The following is a 24,676-nucleotide window of genomic DNA, read 5'->3' as shown; positions in this document are numbered from 1 at the left end:
CCCAAGGAACCCAATGAAAGTCCTATTTCTGGTGCAGAAGGAACAGCGGGCGATTCTCGACCGCCTGTACGATGGCGTCGCGGCCAACTGCGAGTGCGACTTGCGCTGGCTGACCAGCGAAGACCAGCGCAATCTGCGCCGCTATTTCAAGCGCGAAGTGCAGGTCGAGCGCTATGACCGCATTGTCTTCTTCCTGCGTTTCAAGCAGGAAATCCGTCAGGCGGCATTCATCCGTACCGTGCCGAACCTGGTCATACTCGAGCACGATGCCTACCAGAACTACATACCGTGCAAGTACACAGGCAAGTTCAGCGCCCATTACCGCAAGTTGCCCTGGGCGCGAGTGATCAGCTCAGGCTACATGGTCAGCGAGCGCCTGCGTCAGGAAGGTTTCGACGCCGTGTTCGTGCCCAAGGGCTACGACGAGCAATTGCTGGCCGACCAGGGGCGTGAGCGCGACATCGAACTGGCCTTCGTCGGCAGCACCAACAGCGTGGCCTACAGCGGCCGCAAGGCATTGCTGGACGAGTTGGGTCGGGTCGAGAACCTGGTGGTGACCCGTACCAAGTCGGGTGAAGATTACTGCAACACGCTCAACCGGATCCGCTTCTTCGTCAGTGCCGACGTTGGCATGGGCGAATACATGATCAAGAACTTCGAAGCCATGGCCTGCGGCTGTGTGTTGCTGGCGTATGACCAAGGCGAGGAAGAGAACCGCGCGCTGGGCCTGCAGGACATGCACAACGTAGTGTTCTATGACAGCATCCCGACCCTTCAGGAGAAGCTCCGCCGTTTGCGTGCGGACCCTGAACTGGCCCGGCAGATTGCAGAAAATGGCCGCCACCTGGCGGTTTCCCGTTTCAGTTTCGGGGCAGTTGGACGTAGCATCGTCGACCACATGCGCCCGGCGCTCAGGCCCCATCCGCCGTTGTCTGCATGGCAGCGGCTGCGCCTGAAGCTGGGCATCTAACATTAGAACTTTCGCGCCTACGGAGCGGGCGTTGAAAGTCGATAGTCGCAATGCGGAGGGAGTCCGGTGCGCTTTTCAAATGAGAGTGACGTCACGCTCGTCGTGACCAGTTGTGGGCGGTTCGATCTGCTCAAAGACACCCTTGAGAGTTTCGATCGCTACAATACCGCGCCCATTCGCGAAGTGTTCATCACCGAAGATTCCGGTGACGATGCCGTGCATGCCGCTGTGCCTGAGCACTGGAAACCGCACTGCAAGGTGTTCGTAAATCGGCCCAAGTTGGGGCAGTTGCCGTCTATCGACCTGGCCTACAGCCATGTCAAGACGCCCTACATCTTTCACTGCGAGGACGACTGGCACTTCTATCGCCAGGGCTTCGTCGAGGACTCTCGGGCCATCCTGGAGGCCAGCCCCGACCTTTTGCAGGTGTGGCTGCGCAGCCATGCCCATGACCTGGCCATCCACAGCCCGTACATCCACCTGGGGGATCGCCGGTTGATCGCCGGTGTGCCTTGCTACCCGCTGCTGTCCGATAAGGCCGAGTGGCAGGCATTTTCGCTCAACCCCGGGTTGCGCCGTTTGAGCGATTACCAGCGTTGCGCGCCATTTGCCGCCTATGCTGGAGAGAAGGCACTTTCCCGACGCTATGCTGAGTTAAATCTGACAGCGGTCACCTTGGAGGGTGATGCAGTATTGCACACTGGATTTGGTAATCACGTGACCTTGCCCATCGAAGTGGAACGCAAGGCCAAACGTCGTAAGCGTGATCGGATAAAGTTGGCATTGACGCTGGTGGCGGGTGCCGTGATTGGCATGGGAATCACCATTTTTGTTCAATGAAGTCGCTGTCCCACCTTACGTGAGCGGGAGAGGGCCCATGAACATCGTCAATATGATGTGGGCGGGTGGATCGCCGTACATGTCCATCCACAAGGTGCATCGGCAGATTCTGTCACATGCGGGTGCCGATGCCCGGATCAGTAATTGGCTGCTGCTGGGTAGCGGACTGTGCTGTGGGCTTGGTTCGACCCGGGAGTGGCATATGCCGTCACGGGCGCTGAAAGGGCGGCACTTCTGGCGCCTGTTGCGCCCATGGTTGCGAATGCGTTTGCGCAAGGCTCTGAAAGAGGCACAGGCTGAAGTCGTGCTGATCGACGGTGTCGGTGTGGCGCGGTTGGTGTTGCCATTGATGCATCAAGTTCCGCAAGTACGTGCCAAGGTGCTGTTCCATGGCAAGACGCGTCTGAGTGCCAGCGATGTTCGCCTGCTGCGTATGTTTCCGGTCGAGCGGCTGAGTATTGCCGCCGTTTCACAGACACTTGCCACGTCACTCGAACACGACCTGGGCAGGCCGGTGCAGACCTTGCGCATGGCCCTTGACCCGCTGGCTTTCGCCGAACCGTTGTTGAGCAGGGATGCGGCCAGGCAAGCCCTGCAGCTGCCACAGGTAACAGGGGTGATGCTGGGCGCGGTCGGGCGACTGGTGGAAAGCAAAGGTTTCGAGATGCTGATCGAGGCGTTCGCCAAGGCCTGTGTGCGGCAGTCGGACCTGCAGTTGGCAATCATCGGCGAAGGCCCTCTACGTGAGGTGCTGCAAGCCCGTATCGACGCGCTGGGCCTGGCCGGGCGCGTTCACCTGAGTGGTCACCGCGATGACCTGCAGCGACTGTATCGGGCATTCGACTGGCTATTGGTGCCTTCACGTTCTGAAGGCCTTGGGCTGGTGGTGCAGGAGGCGGTCATGGCCGACGTGCCGGTGGTATGCAGCGACCTGCAGGTGTTCCGCGAGCAGTTGCAGGACACCGGTGGCTACCTGCCCGTTGCCGATGAAAATGCCTGGGCCGAGGCGATCGAGCGTTGCTCGGTTATCGGTGCCCCGGCGGTAGCAGCCCGGCAGCGCCAGGCGCTGGCCCCGGAGCAGGCCTGGCAGGCGTTCTGCAACGGCTCGCAGAGCCTTTTGCGCAGCTGACGCTCAGCGCGCGAGCAAAGCTGCCTCGAAGGCGGCAAGGGGGAAGCGGTCGCCCAGGTTCTCCCGCTCGATATAGCGCACCATATGCTGCACATTGCGCCGAATCATGCGCGCCGACAGTGGTGGGCGCAGGAAGCGCATGTCGGCCACGTCGATCAGGCCCAACTGCTGGTCGGGTGTGACCACTACATTACCCAGGTGCAACGAGCGGAAATACACGCCGCTGCGGTGCAGCTGGCGGATCAGTTCGATCAGGCGTGGCAGATAGGTATCCCAGCTGAAACCCTCATCGCGCGACATCTGCAGCAAGGTACGCCCAGGCAGCGGGCGGTACAGTACGGCAGTTCGTCCCGGTAGCTCGAGCTTATGCTGGCTGATCACCTCCAGAGTGGGGATGCCCAGTTGTGCAAGGCGCGCGGCGTTGTCGACAAAGCGCTGCGAGTACGGGCGCAGCAGTGCAGATGAAATCAGCCGCTTCCTACGAAAAACCTTGAGGAAATTACCATCCGCGAGCAGGTAGACTTTGGCGCCATGGCTATCTGCCTCAAGCACCTGTGCGCCTTGTGTCAGCTGATCGAAGTCGACCTGGGGGAGCCGGGAGCATTGCATGAATAGAGCCTTGTCGTCGGGCGAACAGAATGACCGGCAATAATGCCGAAAATAATGTTGTAGCACCATTGGATGGTGCTTTGATTCATCGGGGGAAAGGATGTTGTATCAAAAAAGCTGGGCGCGAGCCTGGTTGGGATTTGGTCTGCTCTGGTTCCTGGCTGCGATTGCCCTGGCACCGAGCAACAAGGTCTATCAGCAAGGGCTGGTGCTGTTCCTGTGGTTGCCGACCCTGGTAATGGCGTGGTCCGCAAGGCACGTAATAATGCAGGCCTGGCGGCGTCAGCCGGCCTTGTGGGGAAGTGTGTTGCTGTTGCTGGTATGGAGTGGGCTCAGCCTGGTCTGGTCGGCCGCAGAAAACCCGGGGCGCGAGGCCAAGCGCCTGCTCTACATCCTGGTATTCCTGCTGGCGTTCCCGCTGCTGGGCCAGCTTGGCCAAGCCCGCGTTCGTCAGCTGTTGCAGGCCGGCAGCGCCTTGCTGGCCGTTGCCGCATTGATCTCGGTAATCCATTTCTACGGCGTGCTGGGCATGCCATTGCTGGCCCGGCTGGAGGGCATCGGCGAGATATCGCACCCGATCCTGGGCGCCTATGTCATCGGTTCGGCCGTGCTCTTCCTGCTTTACGAGCCGCCGCGGCAACGTGGCCTGCAGTTGCTGTGGCTGGTAGCGCTGGTGTGCCTGGGGTTGTTTGTCATGCTCAGCCAGAGCCGTGGGGCAGTACTGGCCCTGGTGCTCACCGTGATCCTGGCCCCGTTGTGGTTCCGTGACCGCCACAGCCGGGTTTTTGCCGTGCTGGCGGCCATTGCCACCGGCCTGGCCTTCTATCTCGTTTACGACCTTATCGCCCAGCGCGGTTCGTCCTACCGGCCGGAAATCTTCCATGCCGTGGCCGACATGATTGCCGCACATCCCTGGACCGGCCTTGGCCTGGGCGCTGCCTACGACGTGAATGCAGTGGGCATGCACTTCGACCATACCCACAACATGTTCACCCACGTCGCAGTGGAGATGGGCCTGCCCGGCATGCTGCTGTGGGTCATGGTGTGGCTGTACACCCTGGGCGAAATCGTCCGCGCACGTGGCACATTGTTCGGCAAGATCCTGCTCGGTTTCTGGGTGTACTCCACCCTGGCCATGCAGTTCGATGCCGCCAGCCTCACTGGTACACCACGTGCCGAATGGTTCATCAGCTGGCTGCCCGTGGGCCTGGCCATGTTGCTGCCATGGGGGAGTGCCGAAAATGATGCCTGTGGTAAAATTTCCGGTTCAACCTGAACAGCGAGCTTGATAATGGCCGAAACACCGCGACCGGCGGAACACACCTCCAGCCTGAAGATCTACTTCCGGCTGCTGAGCTATGTGAAACCCTATGTCGGCATTTTCCTGCTGAGCATCATCGGTTTCGTGATCTTTGCCTCGACCCAGCCGATGCTGGCCGGGATCCTGAAGTATTTCGTAGATGGGTTGAGCAACCCCGAAGCGGTGTTGTTCCCAAACGTCCCTTACCTGCGCGACCTGCAACTGCTGCAGGCGGTGCCGCTGCTGATTATCCTGATCGCCGCGTGGCAGGGCCTGGGCTCGTTCCTCGGCAACTACTTCCTGGCCAAGGTTTCCCTGTGCCTGGTGCACGACCTGCGTGTGGAACTGTTCAACAAGCTGCTGGTGCTGCCTAACCGCTACTTCGACAACCACAACTCCGGGCACCTGATCTCGCGCATCACCTTCAACGTGACCATGGTCACTGGTGCTGCGACCGATGCGATCAAGGTGGTGATCCGCGAAGGCCTGACCGTGGTGTTCCTGTTTGGTTACCTGCTGTGGATGAACTGGCACCTGACCCTCGTTATGGTCGCCATCCTGCCGGTAATCGCGGTGATGGTCAGCGTCGCCAGCAAGAAATTCCGCAAGCAGAGCAAAAAAATCCAGGTAGCCATGGGCGACGTCACCCATGTCGCCTCGGAAACCATCCAGGGCTACCGCGTGGTGCGCAGCTTCGGCGGCGAGGCCTACGAGGAGCAGCGTTTCGGCAAGGCCAGCCAGAGCAATACCGACAAGCAGTTGCACATGACCAAGACCGGCTCGCTGTACACGCCGATGCTGCAGCTGGTGATCTACACCGCCATGGCCGCGCTGATGTTCCTGGTGCTGTTCCTGCGCGGTGATTCCACTGCCGGTGATCTGGTGGCTTACATCACTGCCGCCGGCCTGTTGCCCAAGCCGATACGTCAGCTTTCGGAAGTCAGCTCGACCATCCAGAAGGGCCTGGCCGGCGCCGAAAGCATCTTCGAGCAACTGGATGAAGAGCCTGAAGTGGATACCGGTACCGTCGAGAAGGAGCGGGTGGAAGGGCGCCTGGAAGTGCGGAACCTCAGCTTCACCTACCCGGGTACCGAGCGTGAGGTGCTGAGCGATATCAGCTTCGTAGCCGAGCCAGGGCAGATGATTGCACTGGTCGGCCGCTCCGGCAGTGGCAAGTCTACGCTTGCAGCGCTGATACCGCGCTTCTATCACCACGACCAGGGGCAGATCCTGCTCGATGGCGTGGAGATCGAGAACTATCGCCTGCGCAACCTGCGTCGCCACGTTTCGCAGGTGACCCAGCATGTCACCCTGTTCAACGATACCGTGGCCAACAACATCGCCTATGGCGACCTGGCCGGCGCCCCGCGCGCCGACATCGAAGCCGCTGCGGCCGATGCCTATGCCAAGGAGTTCGTCGACCGGCTGCCGAAAGGCTTCGATACCGAAGTGGGTGAGAACGGCGTACTGCTCTCCGGCGGCCAGCGCCAGCGTCTGGCGATTGCCAGGGCACTGCTGAAGAATGCGCCGCTGCTGATCCTCGACGAAGCCACTTCGGCGCTGGATACCGAGTCCGAGCGGCATATCCAGGCTGCCCTGGACCATGTGATGCAGGGCCGTACCACGCTGGTTATCGCCCACCGTCTGTCGACCATCGAGAAAGCTGACCAGATCCTGGTCATGGACCAGGGGCGCCTGGTCGAGCGCGGCACCCATGCCGAGCTGCTTGCGGCCAATGGCCATTATGCCCGCCTGCATGCCATGGGTCTGGATGAGCCGGCCAAGGCCGATATCACCTGAACCCTCGCTGATCGGGGCCATCGCGGCCCCGATTGTCACGGGAATTTTCCTGGGGTGATCTGGCCATAAAGCCGTCGTCTACCCTGTGCTAATATCCTGTCCCTGTTCATTATTTCCATATGGGTTGCCCATGAAGTTGTCCATGCCGCGTTTCGATCAAGCCCCGGTACTGGTGGTCGGCGATGTCATGCTCGACCGCTACTGGCATGGCGGTACTTCACGTATCTCGCCTGAAGCGCCAGTCCCGGTGGTCAAGGTCGATCAGATCGAGGATCGCCCCGGCGGCGCGGCCAACGTTGCCTTGAACATCGCCGCCCTGGGTGCACCGGCTTCGCTGATTGGCGTCACCGGCCAGGATGAGGCCGCCGACAGCCTGGCCAACAGCCTGCAAGCTGCAGGCGTGCGCTCGGTGTTCCAGCGCATCGCGCACCAGCCGACCATCGTCAAGCTGCGGGTAATGAGCCGTCACCAGCAGTTGCTGCGCATCGATTTCGAAGAGCCATTCGCTACCGACCCGCTGTCGCTGGGTGCGGAGGTCGACAGCCTGCTCGAGGGCGTCAAGGTGCTGGTCCTGTCCGACTACGGCAAGGGCGCACTGAAAAACCACCAGAGCCTGATCCAGGCCGCGCGGGCCAAGGGCATTCCGGTGCTGGCCGACCCCAAGGGCAAGGATTTTTCCATCTACCGTGGCGCCAGCCTGATCACTCCCAACCTCAGCGAGTTCGAGACCATCGTCGGCCGTTGCGCCGATGAGGCCGAGCTGGTAGCCAAGGGCTTGCAGCTGCTGCAGGACCTGGACCTGGGCGCCTTGCTGGTGACACGTGGCGAGCACGGCATGACCCTGCTGCGCAGCGGCCAGCCGGCCCTGCACCTACCGGCGCGGGCGCGTGAAGTGTTCGATGTGACCGGTGCCGGTGATACCGTCATCTCCACACTCGCCGCGGCCATCGCTGCCGGCGAGGACCTGCCCCACGCGGTGGCCCTGGCCAATTTGGCAGCGGGCATCGTGGTCGGCAAGCTGGGTACGGCTGCGATCAGCGCCCCCGAGCTGCGCCGGGCGATCCAGCGTGAGGAAGGCTCCGAGCGGGGCGTGCTGGGCCTGGAGCAACTGCTGCTGGCCATTGATGACGCGCGAGCGCACAAAGAGAAGATCGTCTTCACCAACGGCTGCTTCGACATCCTGCATGCCGGGCATGTCACCTACCTGGAGCAGGCGCGGGCCCAGGGCGATCGCCTGATCGTCGCGGTCAACGACGATGCCTCGGTCAGCCGCTTGAAAGGGCCGGGCCGGCCGATCAACAGCGTCGACCGGCGCATGGCCGTACTGGCCGGGCTGGGGGCGGTGGACTGGGTCATCAGCTTCCCCGAGGGTACGCCGGAGAACCTGCTGAGCCAGGTCAAGCCGGACGTGCTGGTCAAGGGTGGCGACTATGGCATCGACCAGGTGGTGGGTGCCGATATCGTCAAGGCCTATGGCGGTACCGTGAAGGTGCTGGGGCTGGTCGAGAACAGCTCGACCACGGCGATTGTCGAGAAGATTCGCAAGAACTGATGCTTTGGGGCTGCTGTGCAGCCCTTCGCGGGCGTGCCCGCTCCCACAAGTACGGCGCAGGCTTGAGGATTACACCGCTCCTGTGGGAGCGGGCATGCCCGCGAAGGGCCGCCTGGCGGCCCCAATCATCATTTATGCAGCGAAGTACGCGCCCGCTCCAGCAGCGCTAGCGCCTTGTCGCCAAACCGCTGCAGGTGCGATGCCCGCACCGGCTTGTTCTCCACCAACCCCTGCTGCTTCACCCAATCCTTCCAGCGCACCCGCTCGTCCGTGACCACCCAGCCTTCCTGCCGGGCAAAACTTTCGGCCAGGTACAGCCCGCGCGTGCTCGCCGGCACCAGTTCGTCCTTCTTCACGGTATACAGCTCAGCCAGTGGCTGGCCGTCCTTCAATGGCATCAGGTACAGGTCTGGTCGTTTGCGATTTAGCCGCGCCACCAGTTGGTCGCCCTCCAGCCGCTCATCAACGTGGAACAGGCTGAGCTTCTTGGCGTCCCGGGGTACCTGCAGGCGCATGTCGTAGATCAGTTGCAGCGAGGCGGTGGGCAAGTGCACATACGCCCGCGGCCGTTCCAGCAGCATCAGCTTGCCGCAGTGCACCGGGCGCGCGGCACCCGATTCCGGGGCCAGCACGAAGTGCGGCGTTTCGCGGTAGTGCAGGGCGGCAGCGTAGGGCACCGGCAACCAGGTGTCGTTGAAGCGCCCGCCCAGCCAGCCTTCCGGGGTTTCCAGCAAGCATTCCTCGGCCACTTCCTGCACGGCCGTGTGCAATGGCAGGTTCAGCTCCTGCGCCGGCACATAGCCGGAAATCAGTTTCAGCACCACATCGCCACGGTCTTGCCGGCGCTGACGTACCAGCACCCAGTAATCGCGGTTCTGCCAATGCAGGGTCAGCCGTACCGACACGCCAAGGTTGGCCAGTTCGATCACGAAGCGCTGCACGTCGGGTAGCTGGATAGCCTTGCGCCGTTGTTGGATCTGGGCAAAATTCAGCGGCATCCCGATGCTCTGGTAGATCAGACCTTCGGGCGTGGCCTCGACATGTAGCGGTAGTGTCTTGAAGTTGCTCGGGTTCTTGCGGATCAGCGTTCGCGCCACGAGGCTCCTCCTTGCGTCGGGTCAGTCCAGGCCCATGGGCCTGGGGCAACTCAATGCTGGCCCAGAATACGGGCGACGGTGGCCACGTTGTGGGCCAGGTGCAACGGATTGATGGTGCCGACGATAGCACTGCTCACGCCCGGGTGGGCGAACAGCAGCTCGAAACTGGCTTGTACCGGGTCAACGCCCGGGGCAAGGCAGATATGCCCACTGGCCAGTGCCTTCTTCACCAGGATGGCCTTGCCGTGTTCGGCAGCGTAGTCCAGCACCGGGCGTTCTGCCTGTTCGTTGAGGTTGTAGGTGACCATGGCGCAGTCGCCTTGCTCCAGTGCCTTCAGGCCGCCGGCGACGGTCTTGCCAGACAGGCCGAAGCCGAGGATCTTGCCCTCCTGCTTGAGCTCGGCAAGGGTCTGGTAGACCTCCTGCTGTTCCAGGATCGCCAGGTCGTTGCCGTCCGAATGCACCAGCACCAATTCGATGCGGTCGGTTTCCAGGCGCCGCAGGCTTCGCTCCACCGAGCGGCGGGTATGGGCGGCGCTGAAATCGAAGTGCGATTGGCCGTTGTCGAACTCTTCGCCAACCTTGCTGACGATCACCCATTCATCGCGCTGGCCGCGCAGTAGCGGGCCCAGGCGTTCTTCGCTGCGGCCGTAGGCTGGGGCGGTGTCGATCAGGTTGATACCCAGCTCGCGGGCCTGGGCCAGCAGCAGGCGGGCTTCGTCGTCGCCGGGGATGGTGAAACCGGTAGGGTACTTCACGCCCTGGTCGCGGCCCAGCTTGACCGTGCCCAGGCCGAGCGGCGAAACCTTGAAGCCGGTGCTGCCCAAGGGGCGATGGAAGTCGTGCAGGGTCGGCAGGCTCATGGCAGCAGTTGCTCCCAGGCCGGTACGCCCAGCGGTGGGCGTGGCAGGTCAGCCAGGTCGGCCTGCGCCTGTGGGCGGATACCGTCGCGCTCCAGGTGGCTGATGACCCGGTCGCTGAAGTCCGGTGCCAGGGCCAGCTTGGTTGGCCAGCCCACCAGCAGGCGTTGCTGGTCGGCGAGGAAGGCGTTGTCCGGGCGTACCAGGCCCGATTGCGCCGGTTCCGCTCGGTCGACCCGCAGGGTGGCCCAGCGCACTTGGCTCTGGTCGACCCATGGCAGCAGGCTGGCGATTTCTTTCTGTGCCGCGGCGATTTGCGCAGCCGGCTCGCGGGCAACGCCGTCGCCTTCGGCCAGGTCGCCACCCAGGTACCAGACCCACTGGCCATCGGCGGCCGGGTGGGTGGTCACCGTCACCCGTGGCTTCGGCCCGCCGCCCAGGCAATGGGCGTAAAGCGGTTTAAGGTTGGCACCCTTGGCCATCACCATATGCAGCGGGCGTGTCTGCATGGCTGGCTGGTTCAGGCCCAGGGCATGCAGCAGCTGCTCGGTGCCGGCGCCGGCGCTGAGCACGATACGCTGGGCGCGGATGTCGCGCTCGTCGACGCGCAGGCCAACCAGGTCTTCACCCTCGCGCAGCGGCTCGATGTGCTCACCGGCCAGCAGGCTGTCGCCTGCCAGCACGGCCAGGTTGGCCAGCAGGCTGGGCACGTCGATGACCAGCTCGGCCAGGCGATAGACCTTGCCCTTGAAGGCGCGGTCCTGCAGCGCGGGCGGAAGTTGCTCGCCCTTCACCTGGTCGACCCTGCCACGCACGGCCTTGCTGGCGAAGAAACTGGTGAGATTGCCGGCCAGGGTGCCAGGCGACCACAGGTAATGCGCGTCGGACAGCAGGCGAGTGCGGGTCAGGTCCAGCTCGCCGCTGCCGCTCAGCGCTTCGCGCCAGCGTCGCGGCATGTCGGCGATGGCTTCCGAAGCGCCGGTGAGGGCGCCATGCAGGGCGTACTTGGTGCCGCCATGGATGATGCCCTGAGACTTGATGGTCTGCTCGCCGCCAAGGCTGGCGCGTTCCACCAGTACTGTCGAGTAGCCCAGCCGGCGCAGGCGGGCATTGAGCCAGAGGCCTGCGACCCCGGCGCCGACGATCAGCACGTCAGTGGAAATGGCAGATGGCATGGCGGTACCTCGAAGACTGGGACAGCTGGCAAGTATACAGGGTATACCTGTGATGGCCCTATCGCCGGCAAGCCAGCTCCCACAGGGATGGCGTTGACCCTGCGGCTGCATCAACTCTGTGGGAGTTGGCTTGCCGGCGATGAGGCCCGTACAGGCGGCCTCAATGCCCAGCAGTCTTCGAAAACAGCTGAATCACCACCACCCCACCCACAATCATGGCCATCCCCAGCATCGCTGGCACATCCAGCTTCTGCCCATAGATCACCAGCGCTGCCACACTGATCAGCACAATCCCCAGCCCCGACCAGATGGCATAGGCGATCCCCACCGGAATGCTGCGCACCACCAGGGTCAGCATCCAGAAAGCAATGCCGTAACCAACCACCATCAGCAGCAACGGCACGGGCGTGTTCAAGCCTTTCACCGCTTTCATGGAGGCGGTGGCGATGACTTCGGCGCAGATGGCGATGGCGAGGTAGGTGTAGGCATTCATGGCGAGATCCTCCGTTAGCTGGCCGCAGATTCTAGTCCCACCCCGAATGGGGTAAAGTCATTACCTATCACTATGAGAGATAGGTCGATGGCCGAGCACTGGAACCTCGAACAGTTGCGTACTTTCCTGCGCGTTGCAGAACTGCGCTCGTTCTCTGCCGTGGCCCGCGAGCAGCGCAAGGCCCAGTCGGCAATCAGCAGCGCGATCGCCCTGCTCGAAACCGACCTGGGGGTAACCTTGTTCGAGCGCAGCAGTGGCCGGCAACCCAAGCTGACCGAGAACGGCAGCGCCCTGTTGGAAGATGCCCGCGAACTGTTGCGCCAATGCGAGCGCCTGGATGGCCGTGCGTTGGCGCTGATGCGCGGGCAGGAGGCGTTGTTGCGAGTCGCCCAGGACGAAGCCATGCCCTACCAGCCGGTCATCGACAGCCTCGACGAACTGGCCAGCCGCTACCCGTTCCTGGAGGTGCAGCTGGCCAGCGGTGCCCAGGGCGATGTGGCGCGCAAGCTGGTGGAGCGGCGCGCCGATCTTGGACTGTTCTTCCACCACGAGAGCATCCCGGCCTCGCTGGAGCGGCGCGCCTTGGGTAGCGTCGAAATGGTCACGGTATGCGCGGTCGGTCACCCGCTCGCCGGCGAAGGCCGGGTTACCCGGCAGCAACTGGCGCGCCACCGACAATTGCTGATTGCCCCGCAGCAAAGCGGCTACCCCGGCGGCGAAGCGATCAGCCCGCAGGTGTGGCGCGCCGACAGCTTCTACGCCATGGCCGAACTGCTGATGCGTGGCCTGGGATGGGCCTGGCTGCCGCGGCACGTGGTGCAGTACCCGACCTATCAGGCACACATGGTCGAACTGGACAGCGAGTGGCGGCCACCGGCCTTGGTGGTGGAGCTGGCCTGGCGCCGCGACGAGCCACTGGGGCCTGCCGCGCAGTGGCTGGCCGAGCGCTTTGCGGTGCACCTGCGCGCGATCGGGTAAACTCCGCAGCCATGAACAGAACTCTCTATACCTTGTTGTTTCACCTGGGCCTGCCGCTGGTTGCGCTGCGCCTGTACCTGCGCGCGCGCAAGGCGCCGGCCTATGGTCAACGCATTGGCGAGCGCTTTGCTTTCAGGCTGCCGGCCATGCGCAGGGGCGGCATCTGGGTGCACGCGGTATCGGTGGGCGAGAGCATTGCGGCGGCACCGATGGTGCGCGCCTTGCTCAAGGCCTACCCGGAAATGCCAATCACGCTTACCTGCATGACCCCGACCGGTTCCGAGCGCATTCGCGCCATGTTCGCCGACGAACCTCGCGTGCAGCATTGCTACCTGCCCTACGACCTGCCTTGGGCGGCAGGGCGCTTTCTCGATCATGTACAGCCGAAGTTGGGCATCATCATGGAAACCGAGCTGTGGCCCAACCACATCCACCAGTGTGCGAAGCGCGGCATTCCGGTAGCGCTGGCAAACGCACGCTTGTCTGAGCGCTCGGCCCGTGGCTATGGGCGCTTTGCCAGGCTGACCCGGCCGATGCTGGCCGAGATGAGCCTGATTGCCGTGCAGACCGAAACCGAGGCCCAGCGTTTTCGTGACCTGGGTGCGCGTCCGGAGTGCGTGCAGGTCACCGGTTCGATCAAGTTCGACCTGAAGATCGACGAGCAACTGTTGCCGCGTGCCAGGGCATTGCGTGAACAATGGGGGGCTGCACAGCGCCCGGTGTGGATCGCGGCCAGTACACATGAAGGCGAGGATGCGCTGATCCTGCAGGCGCACCGGCAGTTGCTGCAGGTGCATGGTGATGCCTTGCTGATCCTGGTGCCGCGCCACCCCGAGCGCTTCGCAGCGGTGCATGCGCTGTGCAGCGAACAGTTCACCACCGCGCGCCGCTCTGCCGGCACGCCGGTCGATGCGCAGACTCGCGTATTGCTCGGCGATACCATGGGCGAACTGCTGTTCCTCTATGCCCTGGCCGACATTGCCTTCGTCGGTGGCAGCCTGGTGGCGACCGGCGGGCACAACCCGCTGGAGCCCGCGGCGCTGGCCTTGCCGGTACTGATGGGGCCGCATGTGTTCAACTTCCTTGAAATCAGCGCGATGCTGCGCGAGGCGGGGGCGTTGCAGCAGGTGGATGATGCCGACGGGCTGGCCGAAGCGGTGCGGCGGCTGGTCGAGTTGCCGCAGGATGCACAGCGCATGGGCGAGGCGGGCAGGGCGGTAATGCGGGCCAATCAAGGGGCTTTGCAGCGGTTGCTCGATGGGCTGGGTGCCTTGATCCGTTGATTTCCGACATATCCACTCAAATGCCCATTCTAGAGTGGATATGATTAATTTTAGTCATTCTTTCCTACGACACTAGGTATAACTTCCTACATTGAATTTTTCGTCGATAGGAAATTTCCTACGAATATTGCTTTAAAGTCAGAAGTGTCCCGCGCATCTGTCGGAGCCTTGTAGGACGCTTGTCCTATTGCTTCAGGCTAGTATCGCCTCATGTTCAGTTTTTATATGAGGTGGCGTGGTGCCTGATTTGACTTGTGGGTGTAATACCAGCGCTATTGAAAGTGGGCTGGTCTGTCTGATCACGCTGGCGCGTTATCATGATATAGCCGTCTCTGCCGAGCAGTTGCAGCACGACCATGCACCGGCGGGTGAGCGATTCTCGACTGGCGCAATACTCCGGGCATTTCAGCAACTAGGTCTCAAGGCCAAGCATTGCAGCATCGATCCGAATCGGCTTAAGCATGCGCCATTGCCTGCCATTGCCGTGGATACGCGTGGTGAGTATTTCATCATCGCTCGCGCGGAAGGTGAGCAGGTTCTGGTGCAAGACCCAGGTTCCCGTGCACCGCAAGCGCTGACCTCGGCAGAACTTGCCATGCGCTGGTCGGGAGAACTCATTCTGGTTCGCTCCGATGCCCAGTTGCCGCATGGGCTGTCGCGTTTCGATCTGACCTGGTTCATTCCAGCCGTGGTGAAGTACAGGCGGCTATTTGGCGAAGTGCTTGTTGTCTCCTTGGTCATTCAGATATTGGCGTTGCTGACACCTCTGTTCTTCCAAGTGGTAATGGACAAAGTACTGGTGCATCGTGGGTTGACCACACTGGATGTTATCGCCCTGGGCTTGTTGGTCGTGGTTCTATTTGAAACATTGCTGAGTGGTTTGCGTACTTATGTGGCAGCTCATACAGCGTCAAGGATTGATGTCGAACTAGGTGCAAGACTGTTCAGGCACTTGATCGATCTTCCCGCCGCCTACTTTCAGGCCAGGCGAGTCGGTGACTCGGTTGCCCGAGTACGCGAACTGGAGAACATCAGAAGTTTCCTGACCAACAACAGTATCACGCTGTTGCTAGATGTAGTGTTCACGGTGGTCTTCATCGCTGTCATGTTCCTTTATAGCGGTTGGTTGACGTTGGTGGTCGTCGGCTCATTGCCTCTATATTTTCTCGTATCCTTGGTCGTTACCCCACTGCTACGGGCGCGGATCGACCAGAGTTTCCAGCGCGGCGCCGAGAATCAAGCATTTCTGGTGGAGGCGGTGAACGGCATCGATACGCTGAAGTCGATGGCCGTGGAACCGCAGATTACCCGGCGCTGGAACAATCAGTTGGCTGCTTATGTATCGGCCAGCTTCAAGACCCAGAACCTTTCCAACCTCGCGAATGAGAGCGTAGGCCTGATCGGCAAGCTGGTCACGGTCGCCACGTTGTGGCTGGGTGCCCGCCTAGTCATCGATGGCGAACTCACGGTGGGCGAACTGATCGCCTTCAACATGCTGGCAGGGCGCGTCTCGCAACCCATTATCCGGCTGGCTCAACTCTGGACCAGCTTCCAGCAGACAGGCGTATCGATTCAACGCCTGGGCGACATTCTCAACACCCGTACCGAGGTCAACCAGGGCAAGGGTACGGTGCTGCCAGCACTAGCCGGGCAGATCGAGCTCGATCGTGTGTGTTTTCGCTACCGGCCGGACGGGGGCGAAGTCGTGCGCGATGTCAGCCTGAAGATTGCTGCCGGAGAAGTGGTTGGCATTGTAGGTCGCTCGGGGTCAGGCAAGAGTACGCTGACACGCCTGATCCAGAGGTTGTACTCACCCGAGCGGGGGCGGGTATTGCTCGACGGTGCTGACTTGGCGGTAGCCGATGTGGCTTCACTGCGTCGGCAGATCGGTGTGGTGCTACAGGAGAACGTGCTTTTTCGGCGCACCGTGCGCGAGAACATCGCCCTTGGCAACCCGGCGGCACCGCTTGAAGAGGTCATCGCCGCAGCGACGCTGGCGGGGGCCCACGAGTTCATCCTCGAATTGCCGGATGGCTATGAAACCTTGGTCGGCGAGCACGGTGCCAGCCTGTCAGGTGGCCAGCGACAGCGCATTGCCATCGCCCGGGCGCTGTTCGGCAACCCACGCATCCTGATTTTCGACGAGGCCACCAGCGCGCTGGACTATGAGTCCGAACGGATCATCCAGCAGAACATGGCGCGGATCTGCGCGCAGCGCACGGTGATCATAATTGCCCATCGGCTTTCGGCTGTACGCCACGCCGACCGCATCGTGGTCATGGAGCGCGGGCAGATCATCGAGCAAGGGCCTCATGACGAGTTGGTGGGCAAGCCACAAGGCACCTACGCCTATCTGTATCGGCTGCAGCTTGGGGCTGCCGTATGAGCACGGCCTTCAAGGAGCTTTTCGAGCGCTATCGGGAAGCGTGGCGAGGGGCCTGGCGACAGCGCCGACGCATGGATGGCCCCATCCGTGAGCCGGATGAGCTGGCCTTTTTGCCTGCGGCACTGTCCCTGCAGGAAACACCAGTACATCCCTTGCCGCGCTACCTGCAGTGGAGCCTGCTGACGTTCATCGGGCTGGCGCTTGTCTGGGCTTGCATCGGTGAGATCGACGTCGTTGCCAGTGCCGAGGGCAAGATCGTACCCAGCGGCAGGAGCAAGCTGATTCAGGCCAGCGAGGTCGCGGTGGTGCAGGCGATCCATGTCGTCGATGGCCAGGCAGTGCGCAAAGGCGATGCGTTGGTCGAGCTGGAAGGGCAGTTGACCGAGGCCGATGTAAAGCGCTTGGGTAGCGAACTGCTGGCGGCGCGGATCGATCAGGCACGAGCCAGCACACTGCTGAGTGCGCTGGACGGCGATGACGCGCCTGCTTCCCTGGCATCACTGATACCGCAGGCACGGCCGCGCAGCAGGCAAGCGCGCAACGCTGGCTGGAAGGGCAGTACCTCGAGCTTCAAGCCACGTTGGAGCAGGCTGATGCCGAAATCGGTCAACGCGCTGCCGAAATCCGTTCTGCCCAGGGCCGGGCTGACGCGCTCCGGCAACTGCTGGTTATCACCCGCCAACTGACGGCGGATTACAAGCTTTTGTTCAGTGAATCGGCCGTGGCCAAGCACACCTACCTGGAAAAGGAACAGGCCCGCCTGGAGCAAGAGCGCGAACTGGCACTCCAGCGCTCACGCATCGACGAGTTGAACGCTGCACGGCTTGCCGCTCAGCACCGTCGTAGCGGTGCCATTGCCCAGCTGCGCAGAGCCATGCTCGATCTTCACGGTGATGCGCAGCGGCGCATTGCAACCCTTGAACAAGAATTGAACAAGGCCGAGCAGCGCCATCGCCTCAAGGTCCTGACATCACCCGTTGACGGTACCGTCCAGCAATTGGCCATCCATACCCAAGGTGGTGTGGTTACACCCGCGCAGACATTGATGGTCATTGTGCCAACGGGCCAGCCGGTGGAAGTGGAAGTGAAAGTCGAGAACAAGGATATCGGCTTTGTGTATCCGGGGCAGCCGGTGGAAGTGAAAGTCGAGACGTTCACGTTTACCAAGTACGGGGTTGTGCCTGGTGTAGTTCAGAGCATTTCACATGACGCCATTGAGGACGAGCGGCGGGGCTTGGTCTATAGCGCTCGGGTCCAATTGTGTAAGGAAACGTTGCGCATAGGGGAAAAGGATATGCCGTTGACAGCGGGAATGTCTGTGCGTGCGGAAGTAATTGTAGATAGGCGGAAAGTTATAAGTTATTTCCTGAGCCCGCTGCAGCAGCATATGAATGAAAGTCTAGTGGAGCGATAAAAATGAGTTCGGAGCGAGCGCAAAAAAAAGGCGGCTGGATAATGCTATACGAGATTGTATGGAATGCACTTAGAGTTAGTGCGGCAGTCGCTTTATGTATTCCTGCTGGTTGTGCGGGGCTGGCTTTCGGATATGTCATGCTCAGTGGAAAACCAAGGCCAATTGCACCATCTGAGGACAGGCAAAGTATTGTGAAGATCGAATGTGGGTGGGATAAGCTAGATAAATGGAATGAAATAGCTTTGCAATCCAAGAATTTCTTGAAGTCTAATGAAAAATAGGGGGTGTGACGAGGCTAAGCCATTCTGATATAGAACTTGCGAGGGTCTTGCTGAAAAATGAAGGCCTGTCGGCGATGTACCCTGCGCAGTAATTTTGGCTGCTATAGCAGGTTTTCATGCTGTTGGATTCATGGGTTCAGATACTTTCGGAGCTAGGGGCAGGATATCCGTGCTGTGCGAAAGAAATTTCGAAGTCGCTTATGATTTGTCTGAGGCGCAGTTGGCCTAGTGCCTGATATAGGTAGGCTGGCTCTAGGGGGGGTAATGGTTACGTTCAAATATTTTTTGTTTTTTTTGAAGGTGCTGCTCGGGAAGCTGAGTGCGATGGGCAGATTTTTTGGTCGTGTGTTGTGGCGCCTCAGCAAGCTATTGTTATTTCTAAGTATGGTCTGGCTGTTGGTTGCCGTTGTTACTATCTCGCCTTGGCCACCTAATAAATTCACTACCCCTAATCCAATGGTGTGTGGAAGGATTTCAGGTGTTGTTTATGAGCTTCCTAGGAAATATGTAATCTACTGGCCGGAATATGAAGGTGAGAGTTCCTGGGAGCCGGGTTTCGTAAACAACAAAAAAGGCTGTGGTGCGAATCTGGTCTCGCTCTATATGGCAATGAGTTGGCCGGAGATGCAGCCTGTCCCTTACGGTGAGGCGACATCTTTCAGTTTTGGTGGCCTGACCGTTGCCGTCGAGCCCTGGGTTCATGGGGCTACCGGGTTAAAAAAAAGACTCAAAAGTTATCTTCGGGCAACCCCGATAACAGCGGTTGAACAGGCAACTTACGAGCCAAGCATTGGAATGACATATGTAGAGGGTGTCAGTAGAGTTTTCCCTGAAGATAAGCAGGACTTTTTCTGGCTGGAAAAGAATGGTCGCATGCAATACATAGTTTATTGTGTAAGGGCATATGATGAATATAATTCCTACTGCGATTTGAAGTTTGTGCTTTCTGGTGGGGATGCTCTTGTGAGTGTTAGGTTTCTGCGGGGTAAGCTAGGTGAGTGGAGGAGTGTGGTAAATAGAGTTGAGGGATTTCTAAAGCGAAGTGTAAAACAAGGAGAAGGTAAATGATCAGGCTCGAGGTTGCAGATATTGAAGAGGCGAGTGTCGCTCTTGAGAGTAAGGGGCCGTCAGCGATGTACGACCTGTTGGCTGCTAAGGGAGATAAATATGCAGTTCTCGCAAATGGCGTTGCTCGTGGTGATTCAGTTGCAGGTGTTGCGGCAATAAACTATATGAAAATGGTGGCTGCTGATGCAGGGCGGCCAATGTCAGATAGTGATGTGGATGCGATTAGAGTCGCAATGGCGCGGGGGTACTTAAGGATACTAGCGGATAAGGTTGCTGATGGTCCTATAGTTGAGCAGGTTCGGCAAAGTGAAGTGTCAGCTTTTCACGCTGAAACCTTCACTTCTCTGGGCTACCCCGAGAAGGCTTGGACCTTGCACCCAGTATTCAAGGTAATGGCGGATGCTAGCAAAGAAGACTATTGGCGGATCGTGCTTTCTTCGTCAGGTGATCTTATAGACGAAGGGCTGCTTTCTTTACGTACTCATCGAATGATGGCAATGGCATCAGTAATTACAGATGCCGAGAATCGCTTACTTGCGAAAGAGTGGATCTCCCGAGTCGAGTCACCCTCGGCGGTCCCTGACTTGATAAACGCTACGGCCAATGCGGTTTTCAATTCCATCGAGGCCAGCCTCTCAGCTTTGATGGTCTCTGAGCCTATTCCAAATGAAACGCTCAAAATCGAAATCACCCCCGCAACCGAGTCCCGTCGCGACCTCCAAGGCCAAGACGACATCCGCAACGACGTCTCCAATGGCTACGTTGATCGTCGCTTGACCCACAGTATCGCCTTCACCGACAAAACCCTCGACAACACCGACTTCACCTCCGCCCAGTTGGGCAGCCTGGCCACCGGTGGTATCCGTCCCGGCGAGATCCAGCTCGACCCCAACGTGCGGCCGAACCAGCACCTGGCCCAGTTCTATCGGGAGGGTAGCGAACAGCCGGACTTCAGCCTGCGTAACGCAGTGGTGCTCAACGGGCTGGCGGCGATGACAACGGTGAACACCTTCGTCGACCCTCTGTTACTCGATCTGAGCGGACAAGGTGTGGGCTTGGCCGGTATCGAGGACGGCGTGCTGTTCGATGTCGATAACAGCGGTACGTTACGTCGTACAGGCTGGGCAGATCGTGTGACCGGGATGCTGGTACATGACAACGGCACCGGGCAGGTGAGCAACATCAGCCAACTGTTTTCCGAATACTACGCAGGCAAAGCCGGTAGTGATGGCAGTTCCGGCGAAACACCGTTCAAAGATGGCTTCGCCGCCCTGGCAAGCGTGGACGCCAACGCCGATGGCAGTATCAACGTTGAAGATGCTGTCTAAGCACAATTGAAGGTGTGGGTCGATGGCAACCACGACGGGCGTGCCGATGCCGGAGAATTGAAGGCATTGCAGGAGCATGGCATCAGCCAAATCAAGCTCGGTCAGGTCGAACCGGTGGGGGAAGCACGTCAGGGTAACCAGGTCATCTCCCGCAGTGCATTCACCATCAATGGCGAGGACCGGGAAGTACTGGCGGTGAGGTTCCTCGCTGATACCGTCGGCAATCGGATCGAGGCTCAAGGTGGCAGTACGGTACTGACTTCATCAAGCGGGCCCACTTCCCGGCGGGCTTACATCAGCCAGAGTCCTCAAGGCAGCACTCTGGACGCCGCCGCGCTCGGCGTGGACACGCTTTACGGCGCCGCAGGCGATGATGTCTTGACCGCAGCCCCGGGCGGCAGCTGGCTGGTTGGCGGCGCTGGCAGCAATACCTATCACGGCGGGGCGGGCGATGATGTATTCGTGATCAGTGCCAGTGACGACTGGGCGAACATGCACGGCAATGGCGGGCGTGACACGGTGCTGATCGTGGGGGAGCAGGGCGTTGGGCTGAACATGGCCAAGGCCGGGTTGACCATCGCGCAAGGAGGGAGGGGTAGGGACATCATCGCCAGCGGCGGTCAACGCGGAGTTTTCATCAAGGGCGGCTCGGGCGATAGCTTGCTGATCGGTGGCGGTGGCAACGATGTGCTCGTCGGTGGCAGCGGCCGCAACGACATCATTGGTGGTACCGGCAAGTCCGTTATCTACGCAGGCCCAAATGGGGATCGCATCCAGGCCTCGGCGGGCGGCAGCATTATTTACGCTGGTGGTGGCGCGGATCGGATTACGGGTGGGGCGGCCGATGACGTGATCGAAGCCGGTCGGGGTGATGCCACGATTGATGGAGGCGCGGGAACCAACTTGGTCAGCTTGCATGGTGCACACGACGAGTACCTGATCACGCGTACCGAATCGGGTCACCAGATCACCGACACCGTGGCGGGGCGAGACGGCCGCCTGACCCTGAGCAACATCCAGAAGCTCAGCTTCGCCGATATTGCCGCTATCGATCTTCTCGGCGCGGGCGCCATGCCAATCGGCGACAGGCTGTCGCCTGAGCAACTGGCTACTTTCACCAGCACTGACGCCGCGCTGATAGTCCCTGCGACGGTGCTGCTGGCCAACGACCAGCCATTCAACAGCAGTGGGCCGTTGCGCATCGCGTCGGTCAGTGCTGGCAAGGGCGCTACAGTGCGGCTGAACGAACAGGGTGATGTGGAGGTCACGCCGTTACCTGGCCATGACGGTGATGCCAGTTTCCGCTACGACTTGGTCGATGCGGCGGGCAACGCCTCCATGAGTGTTACCGAGGTGGGCAGCGGTGCATCGGCGCCCTTGCGCGCGACGGTAACGTTGCGCCATGAGCAATCGCCTGGTGACCCGCTCTCTGGGCGGCAGTGGTATCTGGACGAGATCGATGTCGCGCCAGTATGGCGTGACTTCACGGGCAAGGGCGTGAGGATCGGGCAGTTCGAGCCTGGCGGTGAATTTGCCGTCGCGCCGGAAATCTTCGATATCGAACACCCCGATCTCAAGCCGAATATCGACCCCATCTGGCTGCAAACCCAACGTACCAATGGCACGCTGGCTGCCCTGGCGTCCAATCACGCCACCCAAGTGGCGGGTGTCATGGTTGGAGCGCGCAATGATCAAGGGGGAATCGGCATTGCATACGATGCGAAGATCGGCGGGCACTACCTGGCCAACAAAGGCGACGACCTGACCAACTTGGGGCAAATGGTCAACTACGACATTGCCAACAACAGTTGGGGGTTCAAAAAGGACTTCGCATTGGGGAATGTTCCGGAAGGCAAGGTCGATACCGCTCTGGCGCTCGCTTTCAGTACTACACTTGCGGCCACCAATGGTCGTGGCGGGCTTGGCACCATCGTCGTCGCCTCTGGCGGCAACCAGCGCGACAAAGGTGGTAGTGCCCAGGGCTCGCTGACCAACAACAACCGCCACGCCATCGAAGTAGCGGCCATCAATGCAAAGGCAGACCTCTCGGTGCTGCAAGCTGCCACTGCACCCTTTTCCAACCCAGGTTCCAGCTTGCTGGTCGCCGCACCAGGAAGCCATGTGTTGTCCACTGGCGTCAGCCTTGAAGCGGAGCGCGGTGCATCGGTGGGCAGCGCCTATAGCACGACCCAGGGCACCAGTTTCGCTGCGCCGATTGTATCAGGCGTGGTGGCGTTGATGCTGCAGGCCAATCCGGGGCTCGGTTATCGGGACGTCCAGCAGATCCTCGGACTGTCTGCGCGCAAGGTAGATGACGCTTCCACCCAATGGGCCTACAACGCAGGGCGCAACTGGAATGGCGGTGGCATGCACACCAGTCACGACTACGGTTTTGGTATGGTCGATGCCCGTGCGGCTGTGCGTCTTGCCGAGTCATGGGGTAGCCAGGCGACCAAAGCCAATGAACGGGTGCTGACCGCTGCCAGTGAGCCGCTTGCCCACCAGGTTGCGGCGGGGCAGGTCGCGACTTTGTCCTTGACCCTGCCGGCTGATGTGCTGGTGGAGCATGTGGAGGTCGATATCCATTCGATGGTGGGCCGTCTTGGTGACATGACGCTCACGCTGGTGTCGCCTGGCGGCACGAGGAGCGTGCTGCTCGATCGCACGGGCAAGGCACCGGGCTCCGGTGATGACGATCTGGGCGATTCGCGCTCAGGAGCGTTCAAATATGGGTTCATGTCGACCCATCATCGCGCAGAGCGCTCAGCAGGGGAGTGGAAACTCGAGGTGCGCAATGCCGATGCTGGTTTGCCGTTGACACTCGATCGCTGGACGTTGCGCCTCGTTGGCAGCCCCGGCACCATCGATGATACTTATTACTTCACCGATGACTATGCGAACCTGGTGGCAGAAAACGCCGGGCGAGCGGTGCTTGACGACGCAATCAGGGGCACCGCTGGCGGGCGTAATACGTTGAATGCGGCTGCGGTAAGTCGCAGTATTTCGGTGGATTTGGCCAGCGGCAGTGCCAATATCGCCGGAGCGGCGCTGACCATAGCCTCTGGTTCGGTGCAGAACCTCATCAGTGGCGACGGCGACGATACCTTGATCGCTGGGCCCGCCGGGGCATTACTGGATGGTGGCCGTGGATACAACCTGCTTAAGGGCGGAGAGGGTACTGACCGCTATGTTATCCACAGGCGTGCAGCCGGAAACGATGTACTCGAGCAATTCGAAACTTCGCGTGAAGTGATCGATCTGGTCGGTTTTGGTGGTTTAGGGTTTGCTGACCTGCAGATGCGACAGGACGGCAATGCGGCTGTGCTAGACCTTGGCGATGGGCAGAAGCTGACGCTTGCGGGCAAACCGATCGCCGAACTGCAGCCAGCGAACTTCCGCTTCCTTGACGCATTCACTGCTGCGCCAGGTTACTTCGAGGGCAGCCCTGAAGTGCAGGCGCCCCCGCCTGTCAACGCGAATGTTCTGCTTACCGGTGGTGCAGATGGCGTGTCGCTTACAAGCGACGAATCGGGGCAGTTGGTGGCTTCTCTGGCAGGCACGATCTATGCCCCGCCAACGGTTGCGCCCAGCGTGTTCCTGGTGACAAAACAAGAAGGCGTGGGCGATTACAGGAACACCTTGCGGGGGTTCCGGCACGGTATCGACAAGATTGACCTCAGCCAGGTAGGCATCAGTCGCTTCGAGGATCTGCAGGTCAGCAAAGTCGAGCGCTTCATGCTCAATGACTTTGCGCAGATTCATGGTGTGGCCGTTGATACCCAGGCAGTGCCGGGGCAGGAAGGTATCGTGAATATACTGTACCTGGATGCGCTCGAAGTTGCGCAAGTGACAGCGGAGGACTTCATCTTTGCGCAGCCGGCAATAGTCACCTCTGAAATGGTTGCCATGCCTGAGGCCTCGGCCCTTTCAGCGGGGGCATCTCTGTTTGCTGTCGAGCACTCGCTGCCGAGCCTGGGAAATCTTGTTGATGCAATGGCTGCGTTTGCCCCTGAGCCGGCTGGCTCTGCGCTGATCGGGGATATGTCGGTTCAACGCATCGACTCGACGATCGCCGTAGCGGCCTAGTCGCTGTCCTGTAGCGGCTGGAGTGAT

At 60.6% G+C, this 24,676-nt stretch carries 17 protein-coding genes and 2 pseudogenes; 14 read left to right on the top strand and 5 right to left on the bottom strand.

Annotation, left to right across the window (positions count from 1 at the left end; genetic code table 11):
• The first annotated feature begins 13 nt into the window (after window positions 1–13).
• The 3 genes from QN085_RS23405 to QN085_RS23395 all read left to right on the top strand — a co-directional run bounded on the left by QN085_RS23405 (window position 14) and on the right by QN085_RS23395 (window position 2,939).
• The gene (locus QN085_RS23405) at window positions 14–970 is read left to right on the top strand and encodes a glycosyltransferase family protein (protein ID WP_015272035.1); all 957 of its coding nucleotides are present in this window, start codon (window positions 14–16) and stop codon (window positions 968–970) included.
• 66 nt (window positions 971–1,036) lie between these two features.
• Entirely contained in the window at window positions 1,037–1,810 is a 774-nt protein-coding gene (locus QN085_RS23400; protein WP_023663307.1) for a glycosyltransferase family 2 protein, read from the top strand.
• Window positions 1,811–1,847: 37 nt separating this feature from the next.
• The gene (locus QN085_RS23395) at window positions 1,848–2,939 is read left to right on the top strand and encodes a glycosyltransferase (RefSeq protein WP_013974476.1); all 1,092 of its coding nucleotides are present in this window, start codon (window positions 1,848–1,850) and stop codon (window positions 2,937–2,939) included.
• 3 nt (window positions 2,940–2,942) lie between these two features.
• Here QN085_RS23395 and QN085_RS23390 read toward each other — a convergent pair whose 3' ends face one another.
• Window positions 2,943–3,548 (bottom strand): serine/threonine-protein kinase, encoded by a 606-nt coding sequence (locus QN085_RS23390; protein WP_031325784.1) that lies wholly within the window; start codon window positions 3,546–3,548, stop codon window positions 2,943–2,945.
• A gap of 100 nt (window positions 3,549–3,648) precedes the next feature.
• Between QN085_RS23390 and QN085_RS23385 the strand changes: the two genes are divergently transcribed.
• The 3 genes from QN085_RS23385 to hldE all read left to right on the top strand — a co-directional run bounded on the left by QN085_RS23385 (window position 3,649) and on the right by hldE (window position 8,200).
• The gene (locus QN085_RS23385; protein WP_023663309.1) at window positions 3,649–4,824 is read left to right on the top strand and encodes an O-antigen ligase family protein; all 1,176 of its coding nucleotides are present in this window, start codon (window positions 3,649–3,651) and stop codon (window positions 4,822–4,824) included.
• Window positions 4,825–4,839: 15 nt separating this feature from the next.
• Window positions 4,840–6,648 carry a lipid A export permease/ATP-binding protein MsbA gene (msbA, locus tag QN085_RS23380; RefSeq protein ID WP_013974473.1) on the top strand — a complete coding sequence of 603 codons (1,809 nt, stop codon included), beginning with the start codon at window positions 4,840–4,842 and terminating at the stop codon, window positions 6,646–6,648.
• Window positions 6,649–6,778: 130 nt separating this feature from the next.
• Window positions 6,779–8,200: a bifunctional D-glycero-beta-D-manno-heptose-7-phosphate kinase/D-glycero-beta-D-manno-heptose 1-phosphate adenylyltransferase HldE gene (gene hldE / locus QN085_RS23375; protein WP_013974472.1), complete on the top strand. Its 1,422-nt coding sequence runs from the start codon at window positions 6,779–6,781 to the stop codon at window positions 8,198–8,200.
• Window positions 8,201–8,328: 128 nt separating this feature from the next.
• Here the strand turns inward: hldE and QN085_RS23370 are convergent, their stop codons facing one another.
• From QN085_RS23370 to QN085_RS23355, 4 genes are all read right to left on the bottom strand, one after another.
• A complete protein-coding gene (locus QN085_RS23370; protein WP_013974471.1) occupies window positions 8,329–9,297 on the bottom strand; it encodes a hypothetical protein in 969 nt (322 codons plus the stop codon).
• 50 nt (window positions 9,298–9,347) lie between these two features.
• Complete coding sequence (locus tag QN085_RS23365) at window positions 9,348–10,160, bottom strand: aldo/keto reductase (protein ID WP_013974470.1); 813 nt, start codon at window positions 10,158–10,160, stop codon at window positions 9,348–9,350.
• Window positions 10,157–11,332 (bottom strand): NAD(P)/FAD-dependent oxidoreductase, encoded by a 1,176-nt coding sequence (locus QN085_RS23360; RefSeq protein ID WP_013974469.1) that lies wholly within the window; start codon window positions 11,330–11,332, stop codon window positions 10,157–10,159. Before QN085_RS23360 ends, QN085_RS23365 begins: the two co-directional genes overlap by 4 nt.
• 160 nt (window positions 11,333–11,492) lie before the next feature.
• Entirely contained in the window at window positions 11,493–11,825 is a 333-nt protein-coding gene (locus QN085_RS23355; RefSeq protein WP_013974468.1) for a DMT family transporter, read from the bottom strand.
• Between the two features lie 87 nt (window positions 11,826–11,912).
• Between QN085_RS23355 and QN085_RS23350 the strand changes: the two genes are divergently transcribed.
• From QN085_RS23350 to QN085_RS23315, 8 genes and pseudogenes are all read left to right on the top strand, one after another.
• Window positions 11,913–12,803: a LysR family transcriptional regulator gene (locus QN085_RS23350; RefSeq protein ID WP_013974467.1), complete on the top strand. Its 891-nt coding sequence runs from the start codon at window positions 11,913–11,915 to the stop codon at window positions 12,801–12,803.
• A gap of 11 nt (window positions 12,804–12,814) precedes the next feature.
• Window positions 12,815–14,086, top strand: coding sequence for a lipid IV(A) 3-deoxy-D-manno-octulosonic acid transferase (waaA, locus tag QN085_RS23345; protein ID WP_013974466.1), 1,272 nt, complete (start codon window positions 12,815–12,817; stop codon window positions 14,084–14,086).
• A gap of 238 nt (window positions 14,087–14,324) precedes the next feature.
• On the top strand, window positions 14,325–16,472 hold the full coding sequence (locus QN085_RS23340; RefSeq protein WP_049798477.1) for a type I secretion system permease/ATPase: 2,148 nt from the start codon (window positions 14,325–14,327) through the stop codon (window positions 16,470–16,472).
• Window positions 16,469–17,886: pseudogene (locus QN085_RS23335) on the top strand (HlyD family type I secretion periplasmic adaptor subunit). Before QN085_RS23340 ends, QN085_RS23335 begins: the two are co-directional and overlap by 4 nt.
• Window positions 17,887–17,888: 2 nt before the next feature.
• On the top strand, window positions 17,889–18,167 hold the full coding sequence (locus tag QN085_RS23330; RefSeq protein ID WP_128637306.1) for a hypothetical protein: 279 nt from the start codon (window positions 17,889–17,891) through the stop codon (window positions 18,165–18,167).
• A 264-nt stretch (window positions 18,168–18,431) separates the two neighbouring features.
• Window positions 18,432–19,235 carry a hypothetical protein gene (locus tag QN085_RS23325; RefSeq protein WP_128637304.1) on the top strand — a complete coding sequence of 268 codons (804 nt, stop codon included), beginning with the start codon at window positions 18,432–18,434 and terminating at the stop codon, window positions 19,233–19,235.
• Window positions 19,232–20,974 (top strand): annotated as a pseudogene (locus QN085_RS23320) (SPM autocatalytic domain-containing protein); the annotation flags it as partial. The gene QN085_RS23325 and the pseudogene QN085_RS23320, both read left to right, overlap by 4 nt.
• 81 nt (window positions 20,975–21,055) lie before the next feature.
• A complete protein-coding gene (locus QN085_RS23315) occupies window positions 21,056–24,649 on the top strand; it encodes a S8 family serine peptidase (protein WP_502945423.1) in 3,594 nt (1,197 codons plus the stop codon).
• Window positions 24,650–24,676 lie beyond the last annotated feature (27 nt).

This window comes from Pseudomonas sp. M2(2023) (assembly GCF_030263955.1).
Lineage (GTDB): Bacteria > Pseudomonadota > Gammaproteobacteria > Pseudomonadales > Pseudomonadaceae > Aquipseudomonas > Aquipseudomonas asiatica.
The sequence above is the reverse complement of the archived record's forward strand: the minus strand, read 5'-3'. Positions and strand labels throughout refer to the sequence as shown.

Excerpts from the sequence above, each read along its gene's own strand:
- QN085_RS23385 (WP_023663309.1), top strand. The coding sequence starts at position 3,649 with ATGTTGTATCAAAAAAGCTGGGCGCGAGCCTGGTTGGGATTTGGTCTG.
- QN085_RS23405 (WP_015272035.1), top strand. The coding sequence starts at position 14 with ATGAAAGTCCTATTTCTGGTGCAGAAGGAACAGCGGGCGATTCTCGAC.
- QN085_RS23360 (WP_013974469.1), bottom strand. The coding sequence starts at position 11,332 with ATGCCATCTGCCATTTCCACTGACGTGCTGATCGTCGGCGCCGGGGTC.
- hldE (WP_013974472.1), top strand. The coding sequence starts at position 6,779 with ATGAAGTTGTCCATGCCGCGTTTCGATCAAGCCCCGGTACTGGTGGTC.
- msbA (WP_013974473.1), top strand. The coding sequence starts at position 4,840 with ATGGCCGAAACACCGCGACCGGCGGAACACACCTCCAGCCTGAAGATC.
- QN085_RS23315 (WP_502945423.1), top strand. The coding sequence starts at position 21,056 with ATGCACGGCAATGGCGGGCGTGACACGGTGCTGATCGTGGGGGAGCAG.
- QN085_RS23355 (WP_013974468.1), bottom strand. The coding sequence starts at position 11,825 with ATGAATGCCTACACCTACCTCGCCATCGCCATCTGCGCCGAAGTCATC.
- QN085_RS23390 (WP_031325784.1), bottom strand. The coding sequence starts at position 3,548 with ATGCAATGCTCCCGGCTCCCCCAGGTCGACTTCGATCAGCTGACACAA.
- waaA (WP_013974466.1), top strand. The coding sequence starts at position 12,815 with ATGAACAGAACTCTCTATACCTTGTTGTTTCACCTGGGCCTGCCGCTG.
- QN085_RS23330 (WP_128637306.1), top strand. The coding sequence starts at position 17,889 with ATGAGTTCGGAGCGAGCGCAAAAAAAAGGCGGCTGGATAATGCTATAC.
- QN085_RS23365 (WP_013974470.1), bottom strand. The coding sequence starts at position 10,160 with ATGAGCCTGCCGACCCTGCACGACTTCCATCGCCCCTTGGGCAGCACC.
- QN085_RS23325 (WP_128637304.1), top strand. The coding sequence starts at position 18,432 with ATGGTTACGTTCAAATATTTTTTGTTTTTTTTGAAGGTGCTGCTCGGG.
- QN085_RS23350 (WP_013974467.1), top strand. The coding sequence starts at position 11,913 with ATGGCCGAGCACTGGAACCTCGAACAGTTGCGTACTTTCCTGCGCGTT.
- QN085_RS23395 (WP_013974476.1), top strand. The coding sequence starts at position 1,848 with ATGAACATCGTCAATATGATGTGGGCGGGTGGATCGCCGTACATGTCC.